The sequence below is a fragment of the Scytonema sp. PRP1 genome (assembly GCF_036697665.2).
Classification (GTDB): Bacteria; Cyanobacteriota; Cyanobacteriia; order Cyanobacteriales; family Nostocaceae; genus Kalymmatonema; species Kalymmatonema gypsitolerans.
In genome coordinates this window covers 90,737-105,832 of record NZ_JBAHYJ020000106.1, presented here as the reverse complement: position 1 = coordinate 105,832, position 15,096 = coordinate 90,737, and the positions used below count along the sequence as shown (strand labels likewise).

16 protein-coding genes are annotated in these 15,096 nt (G+C 43.2%); 9 read left to right on the top strand and 7 right to left on the bottom strand.

All coding sequences use genetic code 11. The features are described 5' to 3' along the window. Positions 1-143: 143 nt before the first annotated feature. From nifH to nifB, 6 genes are all read right to left on the bottom strand, one after another. Positions 144-1,049 (bottom strand): nitrogenase iron protein, encoded by a 906-nt coding sequence (gene nifH / locus V5G28_RS28370; protein ID WP_041037193.1) that lies wholly within the window; start codon positions 1,047-1,049, stop codon positions 144-146. 438 nt (positions 1,050-1,487) lie between these two features. Next, a complete protein-coding gene (locus V5G28_RS28365) occupies positions 1,488-1,844 on the bottom strand; it encodes a group I truncated hemoglobin (RefSeq protein ID WP_073635428.1) in 357 nt (118 codons plus the stop codon). Positions 1,845-2,037: 193 nt separating this feature from the next. Further along, the gene (nifU, locus tag V5G28_RS28360; protein WP_073635427.1) at positions 2,038-2,940 is read right to left on the bottom strand and encodes a Fe-S cluster assembly protein NifU; all 903 of its coding nucleotides are present in this window, start codon (positions 2,938-2,940) and stop codon (positions 2,038-2,040) included. Positions 2,941-3,021: 81 nt separating this feature from the next. After that, a complete protein-coding gene (nifS, locus tag V5G28_RS28355) occupies positions 3,022-4,233 on the bottom strand; it encodes a cysteine desulfurase NifS (protein ID WP_332991979.1) in 1,212 nt (403 codons plus the stop codon). 64 nt (positions 4,234-4,297) lie between these two features. Further along, the gene (locus V5G28_RS28350) at positions 4,298-4,648 is read right to left on the bottom strand and encodes a 4Fe-4S binding protein (protein WP_332991977.1); all 351 of its coding nucleotides are present in this window, start codon (positions 4,646-4,648) and stop codon (positions 4,298-4,300) included. Positions 4,649-4,786: 138 nt separating this feature from the next. Next, positions 4,787-6,241 (bottom strand): nitrogenase cofactor biosynthesis protein NifB, encoded by a 1,455-nt coding sequence (nifB, locus tag V5G28_RS28345; protein WP_332991975.1) that lies wholly within the window; start codon positions 6,239-6,241, stop codon positions 4,787-4,789. Between the two features lie 1,161 nt (positions 6,242-7,402). Here nifB and V5G28_RS28340 point away from each other — a divergent pair. The 9 genes from V5G28_RS28340 to V5G28_RS28300 all read left to right on the top strand — a co-directional run bounded on the left by V5G28_RS28340 (position 7,403) and on the right by V5G28_RS28300 (position 13,944). Beyond that, positions 7,403-8,347 (top strand): NAD(P)-dependent alcohol dehydrogenase, encoded by a 945-nt coding sequence (locus V5G28_RS28340; RefSeq protein WP_332991973.1) that lies wholly within the window; start codon positions 7,403-7,405, stop codon positions 8,345-8,347. Between the two features lie 100 nt (positions 8,348-8,447). Continuing rightward, entirely contained in the window at positions 8,448-8,600 is a 153-nt protein-coding gene (locus tag V5G28_RS28335; RefSeq protein WP_332991971.1) for a hypothetical protein, read from the top strand. A gap of 633 nt (positions 8,601-9,233) precedes the next feature. After that, positions 9,234-9,992: a serine O-acetyltransferase gene (gene cysE, locus V5G28_RS28330; protein ID WP_336231394.1), complete on the top strand. Its 759-nt coding sequence runs from the start codon at positions 9,234-9,236 to the stop codon at positions 9,990-9,992. Between the two features lie 2 nt (positions 9,993-9,994). Next, positions 9,995-10,240: an Asr1405/Asl0597 family protein gene (locus V5G28_RS28325; RefSeq protein ID WP_096569259.1), complete on the top strand. Its 246-nt coding sequence runs from the start codon at positions 9,995-9,997 to the stop codon at positions 10,238-10,240. A gap of 262 nt (positions 10,241-10,502) precedes the next feature. Beyond that, positions 10,503-10,703: a DUF2949 domain-containing protein gene (locus V5G28_RS28320; protein ID WP_332991968.1), complete on the top strand. Its 201-nt coding sequence runs from the start codon at positions 10,503-10,505 to the stop codon at positions 10,701-10,703. A gap of 771 nt (positions 10,704-11,474) precedes the next feature. Beyond that, positions 11,475-12,611, top strand: coding sequence for a homocitrate synthase (gene nifV, locus V5G28_RS28315; RefSeq protein ID WP_332991965.1), 1,137 nt, complete (start codon positions 11,475-11,477; stop codon positions 12,609-12,611). Then, entirely contained in the window at positions 12,598-12,882 is a 285-nt protein-coding gene (locus V5G28_RS28310; RefSeq protein WP_332991964.1) for a nitrogen fixation protein NifZ, read from the top strand. The genes nifV and V5G28_RS28310 overlap by 14 nt, the downstream gene beginning before the upstream one ends. 79 nt (positions 12,883-12,961) lie before the next feature. Next, the gene (nifT, locus tag V5G28_RS28305) at positions 12,962-13,165 is read left to right on the top strand and encodes a putative nitrogen fixation protein NifT (RefSeq protein ID WP_332991962.1); all 204 of its coding nucleotides are present in this window, start codon (positions 12,962-12,964) and stop codon (positions 13,163-13,165) included. Between the two features lie 224 nt (positions 13,166-13,389). Continuing rightward, entirely contained in the window at positions 13,390-13,944 is a 555-nt protein-coding gene (locus tag V5G28_RS28300) for a (2Fe-2S) ferredoxin domain-containing protein (protein WP_332992033.1), read from the top strand. Positions 13,945-14,009: 65 nt separating this feature from the next. On the opposite strand, the gene add is transcribed toward V5G28_RS28300, so the two are convergent. Continuing rightward, a complete protein-coding gene (gene add / locus V5G28_RS28295; RefSeq protein WP_332991961.1) occupies positions 14,010-15,023 on the bottom strand; it encodes an adenosine deaminase in 1,014 nt (337 codons plus the stop codon). Positions 15,024-15,096: the final 73 nt, after the last annotated feature.

The window sequence follows — 15,096 nt, the reverse complement described above, 5'->3', positions numbered from 1 at the left end:
AGGGGAGGGCTGTTTAAGTGCCCGTTGTCCCCTTTGGGGTTTGGGGACTCACCAGTCCCCTTGGGGTATAAAAGGAATGTTGGGAGAAGGTCAAAGAGAAATTATGCAATTTTTTCCTTTCCCTTTTTCCTTTTGCTAAGGCTTTATTTAGCGCCAGCTGCTGCTTTAGCTGCTGCTTCTGCGGCAATGAGCTTTTCTGCTTCTTCGTCGCTTTCGAGGATACCGAATTCGATCAACAATGCTTCTAGCTCGTCCATTTCGATAGGTGTAGGAATGGTGAGTTTGTCGTTGTTGATGATCTTCTTAGCTAATGCGCGGTATTCATTACCTTGGTTGCTGTCAGGTGCGTACTCGTTGACGGTCATCCGGCGCAATTCTGCGTGCTGAACGATGTTGTCGCGAGGTACGAAGTGAATCATCTGGGTGTTCAAACGTTCTGCCAGGGTTTCGATCAGTTCGATTTCCCGGTCAACTTTACGGCTGTTACAAATCAAACCACCCAAGCGCACACCACCAGTGTGAGCATACTTGAGAATACCGCGAGCGATGTTGTTAGCAGCGTACATCGCCATCATCTCACCAGAGGTAACGATGTAAATTTCTTGTGCTTTGCCTTCACGAATAGGCATAGCGAAACCACCGCAAACAACGTCACCCAACACGTCGTAGCTAACGAAGTCAACATCTTGGTATGCACCGTTTTCTTCCAAGAAGTTGATGGCGGTGATGATACCACGACCGGCGCAACCTACACCGGGTTCTGGACCACCAGACTCCACGCAACGCACACCACGGAAGCCGGTGAGCATCACTTCTTCGAGTTCTAGATCTTCTACAGCACCGCGTTCAGCAGCCAAGTGCAATACGGTGGTTTGAGCTTTGCTGTGCAGCATCAAACGGGTGGAGTCAGCTTTTGGGTCGCATCCCACAATCAAGATACGCTGACCCATTTCTGCCATAGCGGCAAGGGTATTTTGGGAAGTGGTAGATTTACCGATACCGCCTTTGCCGTAGAATGCTATCTGTCTAATTCTTTCGTCAACGGACATGATGGGTTTTTCTCCTGCAATTGGTTGGTTGATGGGTCTGTCTTTTTGTGTGATGCGTTCACACCTGTTGGGTTACAGCTGGAACCGCGTGTAGAACGTCGCGTTTTGGCGTTGGCACTATCTGCCCGCCGGAGGCGATCGCTCTACCCCTAAAACAAAACAAAGCAAGAACATCGATTTCCTCGTTAAATTTCTGTTTGTTGTTTGTCCTACCCTTCAAGAAGCCCTCCGGGCATCTATGTCATTTGTCGTGACTCATGACCAATAAGCATAGGACGAGAAAACTTGACGATTATGATATAATGTGCATTAGCCTGAAACACCAAGTAGGACTTGAGGTGGTTATTGGTCAACAATCAATGCGTAGGTTCTACATCATTCTTCGCTTTGCGCTTACGCTAGTTACCTGCTGCGGGAAACCCTCCCGCAACACTGGTCTCACTTGTTCAAAATAGAGTCCTTCAAACTTGAGACGCGAGCAAGTGCAGCGTTTGTGTCCTCTGACGACACTCCACCCTGAGCGAGTGACTCAGTAAGGTGCTTTGCAATAGCATCGAAGTGTTGTGGCTGTAGATTCATACCCGTGTGTACTTTTTCCATTTGACGACCGCTGTATTGGTTCGGACCATCAAAAATCTGGGAGAATAAAGCAGCTTGATGACGACGCTGCTTGTCCATATCTGTATTAGCGAAAAAGTGATTGAGGGTACTATCAGCCATGATGCGTTTGTAGAAATCATCGACGATTTTATCAATACCCTGCTGTCCGCCAAGTTTGTCGAATAATGTGCTCATATCCTTTTCCTTTGAAGCGAGTTGGATACCGAAATTGGCACGCTCGTGCGCTTAGTACCACTTATGTGTTCTCAGTACAGCGCCTTGCTGTTTGTTGTAAGCAGGACTTAAGCATTGATCATTGACAATTGTATGAGTCACATCCTACTTGGTGTTTCAGGCTAATGCATATTACGGTGTATTTATGAGACTTCTAAAGCAAAGGCTCAACCGCTTCTACGACAAGGTCTTTGCTTACGCGATCGCGCAGTCTTGCTTCAATCGCAACCTTGAGTGTTGCTGTGCTGCTAGAACAAGAACCACACGCACCTTGCAGCAGAACTTTCACAGAATTGCCTTGTATGTCATACAGTTCCACATCACCCCCGTCGGCGATTAAAACGGGTCTGACTTCTTCATCTAGAACTTTTTGAATCAGTGCAATCTTTTGCACGGGCGTCAGCAGTTTTTCGGCTTGCTGGCTAACCGTATTCTGTTTCAAGGAAGTTCTGACAGGGGCTGCAGATTCTTTATGCACAGATGCAATTATATCATCAATCGTTGCCAGACAAGATCCGCATCCGCCACCGGCTTTGACATAATTTGTGACTTCTTCGGCAGTGCTAAGATTATTTTCTACAATCACACGCCGAATTTTTGTATCGCTGATGCCAAAACAGGTGCAAATCAGTGCTCCTTCATCATCGTCTTCATGGACATCGTGAGCAATGCCTCGGTAGTTATAGATAGCTGATTCTAGCGCTTCTTGTCCCATCACCGAGCAATGCATCTTTGCGGACGGTAATCCCCCAAGGTAGTTGGCAATATCTTTGTTAGTGACATTGAGGGCTTCGTCTAGGGTTAAACCCTTGATTAAATCCACTAGAGCTTCTGAAGATGCGATCGCGCTCGTGCAGCCAAAGGTTTGATAGCGAGCATCAACGATTTTGTCGCTTTCTTCCTCAACTTTCAGGTGCAATCTTAGGGCATCTCCGCAAGCAATGCTACCTACTTCACCAACAGTAATTTTGATTCCAGGTTCGCTGTTGTCTTCCAAAACCCCTTGATTTTTGGGATTGTAGAAGAGATCCATGACTTTATCTGTATAGTCCCACATAGCCTTTACTAATTACAAGTGATAGCGTGATAAATGCTTTGACAGTGCTGAGTTGAATAAACCAAACTAGGGAATTGTGACTCAGGACTTAGTAAGTAGTGCTTGCTCTTGTTGTTGCAGCCAATTCGCTTGATCACTCTTGAAGGGCGAGAGGGCGCGTAGACGTTCTACAACACTAGGCATCACCGATAGAACTGCATCAATTTCGGCTTCTGTGGTGTAACGGCAAAGGCTGAAGCGGATGGAACCATGCAAGATGGTGTAGGGTAAACCCATCGCTCGCAAAACATGAGAAGGTTCTAGAGAGCCAGAACTGCAAGCAGAACCAGATGAAGCACAAATGTTGTGTTTGTTGAGGTGGAGGAGAATTGCTTCACCTTCAATGTACTTGAAGCCAATGTTGGTGGTGTTTGGCAGTCTCTGGGTTGGATCACCGTTAACTTCGCAGTCTGCAATTGTGGCGATTAAAGTTTGCTCAAGGCGATCGCGCAACCGCTTTTCTCTGGTTGTCGCTTCTTCTAGATGAAATAATTCTAATTCAGCTGCTTTGCCTAATGCAACTATTCCTGGAACATTTTCTGTTCCCGCTCTTCTTCCACGCTCTTGTCCTCCGCCAATCAGCAGGGGACGGAACCGAACTCCGCGCCGCACGTATAATGCGCCAATGCCTTTCGGTGCATGAATCTTATGACCAGACATGGTGAGCATATCAATGGTGCTTGTCTTCATGTTCAAGGGGATTTTCCCCACTGCTTGCACCGCATCGACATGGAAGAGTGCGCCACGCTCTTTCGCCCGCAGCCCAATCTGCTCTATTGGGAAAACGGTTCCGGTTTCGTTATTGGCGTACATAATCGTCACCAGCGCGGTGTTACCCGTCAGGGAGGCTTCGAGTTCATCGAGATCCAACTGTCCCTGACGATTCACCGACAAATAAGTTACAGAATAACCCTGGGTTTCCAATTGTTTGCAGACATTCAGCACCGCTGGGTGTTCCACTTGTGTGGTGATGATGTGTCGCTTTTCTGGTTGCGCCAACAGTGCTGCTCGAATGGCGGCGTTATCTCCTTCGGTTCCACAACTGTTGAAGATAATTTCTGATTCATCGGCACCGAGGAGGGCGGCGACTTGTTCTCGTGCTTGTCTAACCGCTTTGCCGACTTGTCCACCAAAGGTGTGCATGCTGGAAGGGTTACCGTAGTAATCCCTCAAGTAGGGCAGCATTGCCTCTATAACTTCTGGATCTACCTTCGTGGTGGCATTATTGTCGAGATAAATGCAGTCTTTTTGCATTGCTTCCAATTTTACGTGATAACAACTAAGAATGAGAGGAATGTTTTTTATCAAGGACTGTTGATTAACGTTCAATTCCATCAGGAATTGAAACCTTTTGTAATTGCTCTGCGAACTTTTGGGAATAAACGTTAAACCAGTTATCCCAATAATCTTGTTTTTTTGTTAATTTTGTTACTACTTTATTGTAAGTGTGAAACCAGGACTCCCAGTAATCCTTACGCTCTACGACAGAACCATCGTAGGTGGGACAAGTAGCGACACACTGAGGGACGCTGTAAGCAGTTCCATTGCAGTTTGTGCAGAGGTTGGGGTCAATCCAGTGCTGTCCGTTCACTATTTTGATTGCGCCAGTAGGACACGCGGAAAGACATAGGTTGCAGGAAATGCACTTGCTGGTAATTTTGTAAGCCATGACTATTCCCTTTACTAAAGAAAGGAGATTGTGGATTGGGAATTGGGTACTGGGTAACGGTAATTGGGAGAAAAAAGTAAAAAGTTAAAAGTAAAAAGTTACAAATATTCTTTTGACTTTTGACTTTTTACTTTTAAATTACTTGTGTTGTTCCTGTACGTATTGCTTGTAAAATTCCAAAGCCATCTTTTCAATGACCTCGTAGCCTTCAACCACCTCAATTCCGAGTTGATGCAATTTTTCCTTTGGACTGTCGCCAATCTTGGAAACTAAGACTGCTTTGCAATCAGCGATCGTTTGGATGATATTTTCTAGAGTGGCTTTCTCTCCGTATCCGCCTTGGCAATAGTGGTCAACTTTGCGATGACCGATAAAGCGAGTTTGATTGCCATGCACTTCGTAAATCTGGAATTCTTTGGCATGACCAAAGTGCTGATTAACCAATCCGCTGCCCTTAGTCGCCACTGCAACTAGGATTTTTGGACTATTTTCTACAGACTCTACAGCAGTCAGAGCTTTTTGTTTGGCTAGTTTCAGTTCTTCTTGGAACTTCTCAATACCTGCATGAACTTCTTGGCGTTTTTGAAGGTCATATTCAGGAGCCATTTCCATGATTTTGGCTTTCGTAAATTCCTGGCTGCGGTCTTCACCTAAAAGACCTACTGCATCCGCACGGCACTGACGGCAATGACGCATCATCTTCATATTACCACCACAGTTATCTTGCACTGCCTGCAGTTCTTTTGGTGTAGGACCGCGCTGACCGGTCAAACCGAAGTGAGTGCCGTGTTCTGGTGCGGAAATCAGCGGCATAATGTTGTGAATGAATGCGCCTTTGGAGCGAATGACCTTATTCACTTCTGTGAGGTGCTCATCATTAATTCCCGGAATCATCACCGAGTTGACTTTGCACAAAATATCGGCTTCTTTGAGGGCTTGCAATCCTTCCATCTGCTTTTCGTGCAGAATTTTTACCCCTTCGATGCCTCTGTAACGCTTGCGCTTGTAGTGAACCCAAGGATAAATCTTTGCCCCAATTTCTGGGTCTACCATATTAATGGTAATTGTAACGTGGTCGATATTCAGTTGTTTGATGCGGTCAACATACTCAGGGAGCATTAAACCGTTTGTTGATAGACAAAGCTTGATATCTGGCGCTTTCTCGGCAATCAACTCAAAAGTGCGGAAAGTTTGTTCTGGATTCGCCAGTGGATCGCCAGGACCTGCAATTCCCAACACCGTCAATTGAGGAATCTTACCTGCAATCACTAAAGCTTTGTGCGCTGCTTCTTCTGGAGTTAGCAACTCGCTTACCACTCCAGGACGGCTCTCGTTAGCACAGTCGTATTTACGGTTACAGTAATTGCATTGTATGTTGCAAGCAGGGGCGACTGCAACGTGCAACCTTGCGAAGTGGTGATGCGCTTCTTCGCTATAGCAGGGATGATTGGCAATACGTTCTTTAAGTTTTTCATCCATTTCCACAGTGGTGCTGCTATCGCTGCATCCGGTGCCGCAACCACTGGATTTTGCTTTGGTAGAAGTTGGGGAACCAACTGATGGGGTAATGCGTCCTGTAGAGGGTGATGTCATTGAATCTCGCATGCATATCGGGTACTAACGCTGCCACTATGGAAGATGCTATAGCTACTCTGTTTTGTCTGTGTTTTGTCAGGAATGGAAGCCGCGTCTTGTACTTACGCTGTCAACCCAAGTTTGCTTAGCTGGTGTGTGTCAACGCTCTTTGACTTGGATAGAACTTGCGGGTCAAGCCGCGACTTCTGTTCACAGGGGCATGGTGCTATCTCATCCCTCCACTCACTCGTAGCGCTGTTTTTGTTTGCGCTTGAAGTGTTGGCGATATATGTTTTATATCAGTCGTCTCAAACGAGGGCAGCGTTTGTGTCCTGGATAGAATTTATTGGATTGATTAGATTTGTACTCAAAACCGAAAACCCTCACCCTTACGGCATTTGAGGACTCAAAAAGATTTTTTCTGGGTAGGGGTACTAGAATTTTTGGGTTGGGGTTCGAGTATTTATGGAAATAGGGACAAGTATTCGTGTACTCAGAGCAAACTCAATCCCAGTAAGGATTTGAGGGAAATTTTAGCTTTTTTTTAGCTTTTCCGACTTGTACTCATAGGCTGATTTAGCAAGACTCCGAGGACAGCCCCAAGGGAGATTTTGACTTTGGAGATCTGGAGTAAGTTACGGAGACTGACTCCAGAAATTTGCGAAATTCAATTCTGTATACACAATATCATTTTTTCAAAGGAAAAAATGCAATTCAAACTTTTTTAATTTTTGCTGTGTTCACTAGTATCACTTCATAGATTTTTCTCATCCATTTACGCTGGAACGTAGGCACAAACAAGGATTCACATTGTTTTTTATGGATGATTAATAGAATTTTATCTCAATTAACTGAGTTTGAGCAGGTGGAAAAAGATGTTTTTTAACGTAGATTTGGTATCAAGTGACGAAAATCAATCATGATTATTGGTTCTGGAGGCACAGGAAAGTCTATCCTCGCGCCCAGCACTGTAACGCAGTGGCTTAACCATCAATTATTAGTTAACAGTTATTAGTTAACAGTTATCCATTCATTTTACGGCGATTGCCCAAGGGGCAGTGGCAAAGCCAATCGCACGACGGTGGAATACAACAGCAGGTGAAAAACTACAGCAGCGTACTATACACTTAAAAAATGTTTTCCTAATTCAGCATGAATCAGGGTACCAGGAGGAATGCTATGAAAGCAGTTGTTATCCGTGAGTATGGCTCCCCTGAAGTGTTGCAGTACCAAGAGGTAGAGCCGCCGAAAATAAAGCCTGACCAGTTACTCGTCAAAGTTCGGGCGACTTGCGTTAATCCGGTTGATTGGAAAATCCGCAAGGGAATGTTGAAATTGATCACGGGTAACAAATTCCCGATGATTTTGGGGTTTGATTTGTCGGGAGATGTGGTGGAGGTGGGCTCACAAGTTACGCGCTTCAAGCCAGGAGATGCAATTTACGGAAATGTTGGTTTATTGGGAGGAGCTTATGCAGAACTCGCAGCCGTCCCAGAAAAATCTGTCGCCGTGAAACCGACGAACATGACTTATGAAGAAGCAGCCTCTGTACCCGTAGCAGCCCTCACAGCCCTACAAGCCTTGCAAGACTTAGCCCATATCCAAGTAGGACAAACCGTGCTTGTCAATGGCGCTTCTGGCGGTGTAGGCACTTTTGCTGTGCAGATTGCTAAGGCTTTGGGAGCAGAAGTGACGGCAGTTTGCAGTACAAAAAACATAGAGTTGGTGAGTTCTTTAGGAGCAGACCGCGTCATTGACTACAGCCAACAAGATTTTACCCAAGGCACGGCGCAGTACGACATTATTTTGGATGCGGTTGCTAAGCAGTCGTTTTCTAGTTGTAAACAAGTTTTAAAACCCAACGGAATTTATGTAAATACGCTCCCCACTCCGGAAACCCTTATGCAAAGTGTATTGACGGCGTTTATTCCTGGTAAAAAAGCTAAATTTATCTTAGAAACACCTAGGAGTCAGGACTTGCTTTACCTGAAAGAGTTGATTGAGGCTGGTAAAATTCGTTCTGTGATTGACCGCACTTTTCCGTTACAAGAACTAGCTGCAGCTCATGCATATAGCGAAAGCGAGCGAGCAGTGGGCAAAATAGCAATTGCAGTTGCGGGTTAAGGTGCCAAAGTTTTGTAAAAACTATGATAATAGAAGTCTGAATATATACCATTAAGAGTTCGCTTCTGCGATGACAATTCTATGCGTCTAATGAAAGTGCATGCTACGTCTGTACATAGGTTATGAGGCGCTGCAAACTATCTTATTACCAAGCGTATTGGTTTATGGGTGTCTGTTGCAAAAGCCAATTGCTATGAAATTTAAACCACAGATGGACACAGATGGACACAGATGGACACAGATAAATAACTAGTGTTTATTTGTGTTTCTCTGGGGTTAGAAATATCAAATACAGACTTTTACAAAAAATATATTATGCATAATATGCATAATGAGTTTGCATAATATGCATATCTAATGGTCAAGATGCCTGTCCAAAAGGATAAAATAAGGTATGACAGTTAAGTAAACTACAATTATAAATCTACAAAATAGTATCTATACTTACAGACAAAAACTGTTAGGCAAAATAGCTCGGCTTGTCTTTTCTCAATTGTAGGAATACAATAATAAATAGTAACTCGATATACAGAATTTTTACTTTTCATCTTGTTCGCGTGTTGTTTGAGTACAAGTGAAAACTTGTTAATTTATGCAAAAATTTATTGCCTAAATCGCATCAAACTCTTACAGGCAAGTGAATTCATATTGAGTACAGAAATACTTACCCCCCTCCCCCATAAATTCCAGTACCCCAGTCCTGAAAATACTAGTACCCCTACCCTAAGAGAAATTTTAAATTTGCGTTACATCAAGGTTTAGGGCTGGTGAGTACAGCCTTAATCAATCCAATAAATCCAATCGGCGTCGGATGTAAGCCGTCTTTGCAAACACCTGATATAAGCAGAGAACGTAGCACACGGCTATTTTGAAAAAACCAGTACCGATGCAACAGCCATTCGACCACATGAGGAATTCAAAGATTGCAAAAATGTTGGGTGATTATTCCAACCTGTTTTTTGCAATGCTTTCTGGCATTTCTTTGGAGCCAGTATTGACTGATTTTCGCATCATATTTGAACGAGACCCCGCAGCATGTCATTGGCTGGAGGTTCTGTTTTGTTACCCTGGATTGCACGCATTGTGTTTGCATCGCATTGCCCATTGGCTGCACCGCCGTGGAGTGGCTTTTATCCCCCGCTTCATTTCTCACTTAGGACGGTTTCTTACAGGAATTGAAATTCATCCAGGTGCAGAGATTGGCAAAGGCGTATTTATCGACCACGGTATGGGCGTTGTGATTGGCGAAACCGCTATTGTGGGAGACTACACACTGATTTACCAGGATGTCACTCTTGGCGGAACTGGAAAAGAAAGTGGTAAGCGCCATCCTACCTTGGGCAAAAATGTCGTTGTGGGAGCAGGTGCGAAAGTCTTAGGCAATATTCAGATTGGCGATCGCGTCCGTATCGGCGCAGGTTCGATTGTTTTGCGCAATGTCCCCGACTATTGCACTGTTGTCGGAATCCCGGGGCGGATTATTTCGAGCAAACAGGGCGAACAAGTTTCTCCTTTAGAACACGGAAAACTACCTGATTTAGAAACTGAAGTGTTTCGCTGTTTGCAAGAACGTATTGAGCAACTCGAACAAAAGCTGCAAATTCTTACAAGTCAAACAAAAGAACTGGTGACAAAGGAACGTTAGCTATGTTGCAATCCCGTAGTTTTCAAACCACAGCCGAGTATATTGTGCAAATTCCTATGAGCGATCGCTTTTCAATTTATCGCCGCTTGCAAGAGTTAATGATTCCTTGTTCGTGTCTCTCTGATGGTTCTTTGCGAGTGCAAGTGAATAGTTGTTTAACAGCGATTCTCGTCCGTAGTACAGTACTGCAATTTATGACAAGTCGCCAAGAATTAATCGATTGGCTAGAAAGATGTTGGCAGCTTTAAATTTTTGACTTACTCAATTTCCGCGAATCTGAAATAACAACTATAAAAACAGGTGTGAAGTGTGAAAAGAAGAAGGTGAAATATAAAGATTTTTATCCTATCCAACAGAACGCTCTCTGGAGGACATCTACATTAGATCTCTTGCATAAATAGATTTTATCTGCATCCATCTACTTGGGCGTCGTGCAGTTAATTATTTATTCAGGAATGAATGTAAGAAGTCTATTCTTTATCCTTAAACCTTCTTTTTGTGAAAAATTGTATGATGGCGAATTGTCACAGTGATATAAAATTCATTGATTTTTTACAATCTGAGTTCGCACTTTCAACTGTGGATATTGCTGTAGCACTGCGCAAACACGAGTTAGATAATAGTCCCTTAGCAATGCTTCTTTGGCAATATGGTTTAGTGGACATACAACAGTTAGAACGCATTTTTGATTGGCTGGAAGAGCAAGTTTAAGCAATCCAAAATGAAAAATAGCAATCATAGCAAGTATCTTGCTCTTGCTAAAAATGTGTCAATTTAATGAAGGATAAATTAGGGTATTCGTCCATCACAGTAGTGATATTAACTACTGTGAAAGTAAAAAAAACGAAAAACTTTAGGGAGGATATGACGATGATTTCTACTTTAATTGCCGGATTAAGCATCTTGTTATTTTCGGGAATGGCTAATACATATTTCAGCCAAAGGCTATTTTCTGATACAGAATTTCCACCTGAGGATAATAATTTGTAGTTGATACCAAATTCTTGTTTTATGCCATACAGATAGGACAAGAATTATCAATTATAAATTAGGAATGGTGAATTATGAATAGTAATATTTTTAATGAGAACTCAGAACACAAAAATCACAATAAGTGAATATACCTTACGAATTCCTTCTAGGAATTTGACAACGAAAATGTGATTCATCGACCTGTAAATTTATAACGGTTTTCAATTGGGTGCAATACATCAAAGAATTAACGAACCGCAATGGACAAATGATTGGACGCAGATGTAAACGCCCCAAAGGTGGTGAGACAGCGCTGCAGGAGGGTTTCCCGAACTCACAGCGACTGCGAACCCGAAGGGTACTTGTACTTGATCCGGATGATAACAGCTATAGTTGCTGTGCATTCTGGCTCAACACCCAATCGCCAAAAAACCATTTTGAGTTCTTAGCGTAGGAGTTCTGAGTTCTTTCTTCGTCATCATTCATCATTATCCAAGAGGTTTTTACAAGATGAATCAAGTCTTAATAAATGACACAACACTACGCGATGGCGAACAAGCAGCAGGAGTTGCTTTCAACTTAGAAGAGAAAGTTGCGATCGCCAAATTTCTTGATGCGATCGGCGTTCATGAAATAGAAGTCGGTATTCCGGCGATGGGTGAGCAAGAAACACGAGCAATCTCGGCAATTGCTGACTTGGATTTGTCAGCCAAACTGCTTGGCTGGAACCGCGCAGTGATTTCTGATATCCAGGCTTCTGTGGCTTGTGGTTTGAAGCGAGTACATATTGCCATTCCCGTTTCTGGAATCCAAATTAGTGCCAAATTTCACGGTCAATGGCGGGTAACTTTGCAACAACTCAAAGACAGTATTAGCTTCGCCGTTGATAAAGGTCTTTGGGTAGCTGTAGGAGGAGAAGATTCCTCAAGAGCTGATGAAAGCTTCCTCCTAGACGTAGCACAATATGCCCAAGAATGGGGTGCATCGCGGTTTCGCTTTTGTGACACAGTAGGTATTCTTGACCCCTTCACCACATATGCGAAAGTAAGACGACTGGTGACGGCTTTGTTAATTCCTGTAGAAGTCCACACCCACAATGATTTTGGTCTAGCAACTGCCAATGCCCTTGCTGGGATCAAAGGTGGAGCTTTATCGGTGAATACAACGGTGAATGGGTTGGGTGAAAGAGCTGGAAATGCAGCTTTAGAAGAAGTTGTCATGGCTCTCAAACGTATTTATGGCGTTAATGTTGGTCTTGACACTCCTCGTTTATTAGAACTGTCTCGACTTGTCGCAGCAGCATCAGGAAGCAATGTTCCGCCTTGGAAGGCAATTGTAGGTGAAAATACCTTTGCTCACGAAGCGGGTATTCATGCTCACGGCGTCCTGCAAAACCCGATGACTTACGAACCGTTTGCTCCTGAAGAGGTAGGGTGGGAACGACGTTTGGTTGTGGGTAAACATTCTGGTCGGCATTTGCTGTCTAGTGTGCTACAGCAGCACGGCATTTTTTTGAATTCGCAAGAAACTCAATCTGTCTTGGAGGCGGTACGACAAGAGTCGGTACAGAAAAAACGTAGCTTAAGCGTGCAGGAACTATTGAATTTGGTACAAGAACAACAGAGGTATTCTCATGCGGTCAGATGAATTAGAGCTAGAGCAGCCACCCGCCTTTAACATCGGTGATAAAGTCCGACTTCGTAAAATGATCAAGAACGATGGTACTTTTCCCGGTCAAGAAATTGGGGTCATTTTGGCGAAAAAGGGAGATATCGGCTACGTCGCTAGTATCGGCAGCTATTTACAAAGGTCCTATATCTATGCTGTGCATTTTTTGGATAGAGGATTTGTCGTCGGTTGTCTTAAAAAAGAATTAGAACTTGTTGAGAAGGAACAAGAAGTTGTTGAGGAAGCCTAGCAAACTTCTTTTCCTGAACAGAAATTAAGACATTTCACCAATACATTAATATCACCACTAGGAAGCGGGAAAACTAGAGATGAAAGTCATGCTACGTCATAATGCTGCTGGAACTTTGATTGCTTACGTTGCTAAGAAAGACCTTGAAGAAGAAGTTGTTAAACAAACGGAAGGAGCAGAAGGCAAGATTTTTACTTTAGCAAATGGTTGGGAATTAGCATTTTCCAATTTGCCAGATCCGCTACAGTTACCCCAAACTTACGAAGCTAAACGTCTCTCGTAACTCAACGCTTGTCTTAATTACACTTTTTTGTCAAGACTGTCCTTAGTACAGCTTTGCATTAATTCGTAGCGTTTTGAAACGCAGAGGAACGCAGAGTTTTTCTGAAATTAATTCGTTACGAACTTGTGAAATCCTGTACTTAGTCCTTAGTCATTCGTCTTTTGGAAATGCAAATGACTCATGACAAAGGACGATCCACACAAAATTTTACGATTTTAAATAACATGGGTCATCATTACCTAAAATTATCTGAATTTAACCTGGAGGGACAGTTTCTTGGCTTTGTAGGTGAGACTCCTGGAAAATTTAAATACCTACAATTGGCATTAGAATCTGAGAATGTGCAAATTAAAATTCCCAAGGAGTTGCGTCAATTTCTCAGTATCTCCCTAGTTCCTGGTGAGCAAATTCGTGTATTTGGTATTAGTAAGCTAGACACACACACAGGCGAAATCAAACTAAAAGCTTTTGGGGTAACACCAATTGGTGTTTGTCCAAATCAAGAAATCCCCCTTCAACAACGAAAGTCTCCTCCCAAAGCCAAGATTTTAGTCTGTCAAAAGTCTGGTTGCATAAAGCGGGGTGGAAAAAGTTTCTTATCAGAATTAGAAAAGATGTTGTCTGAGCATGGTTTGTCTGACCAAGTTATCATTGAGCAAACTGGCTGTTTTAAATGTTGTAAAAGCGCACCTAATTATATTTTGCAAATTGGGACAAAAGAATATAAAAAGATTCGTCCTGAGGCGATTGTATCTTTATTGCAAAGTTACTTGAGTTAAGCTGCCAATGGTGTAGAAGACACAGATCCCCGACTTCTTAGAGAAGTCGGGGATCTTGTTTACTACTATAGTAAACACGCTTGCCACTCGGCGCGATAAACAGCTTTTTCCGCTTCGCTTAAAAAACTAGCTTCAAGTGTATTAAGATTCAACTGCCAAAGTTCTTCCCAGGAAAAACCTTGAGCTGCAAGCGTCAGATACTCCTTATTTAAGTTGGTGGAAAACATCGGTGGATCGTCGGAATTGAGCGTGCAGTATAGCCCAGCATCAATCATTTTACGAATTGGATGCGCTTGATCACGCGGTACAATACCTAAGCAGTAGTTACTTTGTGGTGAGACTTCAAGTGGTATCTGACTGCGACGTAGTTCCTCAACGAGTTCTGCATCTTCTAAGCATCTAATCCCGTGTCCAATGCGTTCTGCTTGCAAACTTTTGATCGCACCACGAATACTTTGCGGTCCGTCAGCTTCGCCAGCATGGGCAACCACTCGAAGTCCTTGTTTTTTGGCTTCCTGATAAGTTTCAGCAAAACCCTCCGGTGGATTTCCTGGTTCTACTCCACCCAAACCAAGACCAATGAAAATTCCTTTTTCCTGACCTTTAAGGGCAAACTCTAAAACTTTGGTTTGTGTGTCTGGGTATTCCCGCGAGATATCAGCAATAAACTTCACACGGCTGTTGTATTTAGCTTCACCTGCTGCAATTCCGGCAGCTAAGGCAGCAAGTAATTCATCATCAGTTAATTTTTGAGAATGTAGCGAAACACTCAGAAAAACTTCGCTGTAGCGAATGTTTTGCTCTGATTGATGCTTGATGAATCGCTCTATCATCAAGATATAATCGTCAGGTGTTTGTATACACTCGCTTGCAGTAGTATAAACGTGAATAAAATGATTAAAATCACGAAACTGGTAGAAATTTTTCCATTCATCAAGTGAGGTGACAGGTAATTCCACCTGATTCCGCTTAGCCATTTCATAAATAGTTTCTGCATCAGTTGCACCTTCAAGATGCACGTGAATTTCTACTTTCGGCATGGCTTGAAGGCGATGAGCTAGTGTTGAAGAAATCAGCATAGAAGTATCAAATAACATAAGATGTTAAAGTGCAAGCGAATCTTATGATATTTTGCCTTCTGGCTTGTGATAA

Excerpts from the sequence above, each read along its gene's own strand:
- nifV (WP_332991965.1), top strand. The coding sequence starts at position 11,475 with ATGAATCAAGTCTTAATAAATGACACAACACTACGCGATGGCGAACAA.
- V5G28_RS28350 (WP_332991977.1), bottom strand. The coding sequence starts at position 4,648 with ATGGCTTACAAAATTACCAGCAAGTGCATTTCCTGCAACCTATGTCTT.
- V5G28_RS28310 (WP_332991964.1), top strand. The coding sequence starts at position 12,598 with ATGCGGTCAGATGAATTAGAGCTAGAGCAGCCACCCGCCTTTAACATC.
- add (WP_332991961.1), bottom strand. The coding sequence starts at position 15,023 with ATGCTGATTTCTTCAACACTAGCTCATCGCCTTCAAGCCATGCCGAAA.
- cysE (WP_336231394.1), top strand. The coding sequence starts at position 9,234 with ATGCAACAGCCATTCGACCACATGAGGAATTCAAAGATTGCAAAAATG.
- V5G28_RS28335 (WP_332991971.1), top strand. The coding sequence starts at position 8,448 with ATGCTACGTCTGTACATAGGTTATGAGGCGCTGCAAACTATCTTATTA.
- V5G28_RS28340 (WP_332991973.1), top strand. The coding sequence starts at position 7,403 with ATGAAAGCAGTTGTTATCCGTGAGTATGGCTCCCCTGAAGTGTTGCAG.
- nifU (WP_073635427.1), bottom strand. The coding sequence starts at position 2,940 with ATGTGGGACTATACAGATAAAGTCATGGATCTCTTCTACAATCCCAAA.
- nifT (WP_332991962.1), top strand. The coding sequence starts at position 12,962 with ATGAAAGTCATGCTACGTCATAATGCTGCTGGAACTTTGATTGCTTAC.
- nifB (WP_332991975.1), bottom strand. The coding sequence starts at position 6,241 with ATGACATCACCCTCTACAGGACGCATTACCCCATCAGTTGGTTCCCCA.
- V5G28_RS28300 (WP_332992033.1), top strand. The coding sequence starts at position 13,390 with ATGGGTCATCATTACCTAAAATTATCTGAATTTAACCTGGAGGGACAG.
- V5G28_RS28325 (WP_096569259.1), top strand. The coding sequence starts at position 9,995 with ATGTTGCAATCCCGTAGTTTTCAAACCACAGCCGAGTATATTGTGCAA.
- V5G28_RS28320 (WP_332991968.1), top strand. The coding sequence starts at position 10,503 with ATGATGGCGAATTGTCACAGTGATATAAAATTCATTGATTTTTTACAA.
- nifH (WP_041037193.1), bottom strand. The coding sequence starts at position 1,049 with ATGTCCGTTGACGAAAGAATTAGACAGATAGCATTCTACGGCAAAGGC.
- nifS (WP_332991979.1), bottom strand. The coding sequence starts at position 4,233 with ATGCAAAAAGACTGCATTTATCTCGACAATAATGCCACCACGAAGGTA.
- V5G28_RS28365 (WP_073635428.1), bottom strand. The coding sequence starts at position 1,844 with ATGAGCACATTATTCGACAAACTTGGCGGACAGCAGGGTATTGATAAA.